At 55.3% G+C, this 3,069-nt stretch carries 1 rRNA gene; it reads right to left on the bottom strand.

Going from position 1 to position 3,069, the window contains the following annotated elements:
* Positions 1 to 80: 80 nt before the first annotated feature.
* A 23S ribosomal RNA gene (locus ACVJ6E_RS21710) occupies positions 81 to 2,806 on the bottom strand.
* Positions 2,807 to 3,069: the final 263 nt, after the last annotated feature.

Raw genomic sequence — 3,069 nt, 5'->3', positions numbered from 1 at the left:
AGCGCAAAAATCGTGAACTGGTCTTAGGTTTTGTATTGCTTCGTCTTTTTGGGACGATGGATGGGCATTGACTAATGAGAGTGATCAAGCCGATCGAGCTATTAGTACCGGTAAGCTTCATGCATTGCTGCACGTCCACACCCGGCCTATCAACGTGGTGGTCTTCCACGGCTCTGATAGGGAGAACTGGTTTTGAGGCCGGTTTCCCGCTTAGATGCTTTCAGCGGTTATCCGTTCCGCACATAGCTACCCTGCTATGCCGCTGGCGCGACAACAGGTCCACCAGAGGTGCGTCCATCCCGGTCCTCTCGTACTAGGGACAGATCCTCTCAATTCTCCTACACCCACGGCAGATAGGGACCGAACTGTCTCGCGACGTTCTGAACCCAGCTCACGTACCACTTTAATCGGCGAACAGCCGAACCCTTGGGACCTGCTCCAGCCCCAGGATGTGATGAGCCGACATCGAGGTGCCAAACGATTCCGTCGATATGGACTCTTGGGAATCATCAGCCTGTTATCCCCGGCGTACCTTTTATCCGTTGAGCGATGGCCCTTCCACGAGGGACCACCGGATCACTATGACCGACTTTCGTCTCTGCTCGACTTGTCAGTCTCGCAGTCAGGCGGGCTTATGCCATTGCACTCGACGAACGATTTCCGACCGTTCTGAGCCCACCATCGCGCGCCTCCGTTACCATTTGGGAGGCGACCGCCCCAGTCAAACTACCCGCCACACACTGTCCCGGACGTTGTTGCGTCGCGGTTAGACATCCATGACGACAAGGGTGGTATTTCAAGGGTGACTCCACAAGAGCTGGCGCTCCTGCTTCAACGTCTACCACCTATCCTACACATGTCGACACGAATGCCAGTGTGAAGCTGTAGTAAAGGTGCACGGGGTCTTTCCGTCTGACCGCAGGAACCCCGCATCTTCACGGGGAATTCAATTTCACTGAGTCTATGCTGGAGACAGCGGGGAAGTCGTTACGCCATTCGTGCAGGTCGGAACTTACCCGACAAGGAATTTCGCTACCTTAGGACCGTTATAGTTACGGCCGCCGTTTACCGGGGCTTCAATTCGGTGCTTGCACACCTCCTCTTAACCTTCCGGCACCGGGCAGGCGTCAGACCCTATACGTCGCCTTGCGGCTTCGCAGAGCCCTGTGTTTTTGATAAACAGTCGCCACCCCCTGGTCTGTGCCCCCCGAACCTGGTTGCCCAAGCCCGGGGCTCCCTTCTCGCGAACTTACGGGAGCAATTTGCCGAGTTCCTTCAGCATAGTTCTCTCAAGCGCCTTGGTATGCTCTACCAGTCCACCTGTGTCGGTTTCGGGTACGGTCTGTACGCGGGAGCTATTTCCTGGAACACCTTCACCGCATCCCCAATCCAGTAAGGGGATACGATACACGGCATCCGTCACTACCCGCAGGCTGCAGAATATTAACTGCATTCCCATCGACTACGCCTTTCGGCCTCGCCTTAGGGGCCGGCTAACCCTGCGCCGATTAGCGTTGCGCAGGAACCCTTGGACTTTCGGCGAGGGGGTCTCTCACCCCCTTTGTCGTTACTCATGTCAGCATTCGCACTTCCGATACCTCCAGGAGCCCTCACGGGTCTCCCTTCGCAGGCCTACGGAACGCTCCGCTACCGCTCACGCTTGCACGTGAACCCGCAGTTTCGGTACATGGCTTTAGCCCCGTTACATTATCGGCGCGGAACCCCTTGTTTAGACCAGTGAGCTGTTACGCTTTCTTTAAATGATGGCTGCTTCTAAGCCAACATCCTGGTTGTTTTGGGAGTCCTACATCCTTTGCCACTTAGCCATGATTTGGGGACCTTAACTGGCGGTCAGGGTTGTTTCCCTCTCCACAATGGACGTTAGCACCCACTGTGTGTCTGCCGGATAGTACTTTCTGGTATTCGGAGTTTGGTTAGGATCAGTAAGACGGTGAGTCCCCATAGCCCATCCAGTGCTCTACCCCCAGAAGTATTCGTCCGACGCTCTACCTAAATAGATTTCGCGGAGAACCAGCTATTTCCGAGTTTGATTGGCCTTTCACCCCTAGCCACAACTCATCCCCGACTTTTTCAACAGGCGTGGGTTCGGTCCTCCAGTGCGTGTTACCGCACCTTCAACCTGGTCATGGCTAGATCACTCGGTTTCGGGTCTAATCCGACATACTAAATCGCCCTATTCAGACTCGCTTTCGCTGCGCCTACACCTTACGGCTTAAGCTTGCATGTCAAATTAAGTCGCTGACCCATTATACAAAAGGTACGCCGTCAGGCTTGCGCCCTCCGACTGTTTGTAGGCATCCGGTTTCAGGGTCTGTTTCACTCCCCTCGTCGGGGTGCTTTTCACCTTTCCCTCACGGTACTTGTTCGCTATCGGTCGACAAGGAGTACTTAGGCTTGGAGGGTGGTCCCCCCATGTTCAGACAGGATTTCACGTGTCCCGCCCTACTCGAGGACTTACGCTCTTTCTACCCGTACGGGACTATCACCCGCTATGGTCCGACTTTCCAGACGGTTCCGGTTCTTAAGCATAAGCCACTGGCCTGGTCCGCGTTCGCTCGCCACTACTAACGGAGTCTCTGTTGATGTCCTTTCCTCCGGGTACTGAGATGTTTCAGTTCCCCGGGTTCGCCCCCTTGCGGGTACTCCTTACGGAGTGGGTTTCCCCATTCGGAAATCCGCGGATCAAAGCTTATTCGCAGCTCCCCACGGCTTATCGCAGCGTATCACGTCCTTCATCGCCTCTTGTCGCCAAGGCATCCACCGAATGCCCTTAAGGCACTTGATCACTCTCATTATCAATGCCCATCCAAAGTGCCAGCCGAAGGTGGCACCAGGCATTGATACTAAGACCAGTTTCACGAGATCATATCCAGCGATGCGCGCGGTCAGCAGCGCTCCGGAGGCTTAACCCTCCGCTCAGTAAAGGGACCAACCCACGAACCCAAGGGTTCCAGGTTGATCGCCGGCAAGCAACGGAACGCAAAATGACCCGTGCCCCTTCAAGGCACAAGCCGCGTTCCAGCCCCCTTACAGGCCGAACAGATCTTC

The sequence above is a fragment of the Stappia sp. G46H5W genome, assembly GCF_058448995.1.
Note: the sequence above shows the minus strand (reverse complement) of the source record. Positions and strands in the feature narration are given on the sequence as shown.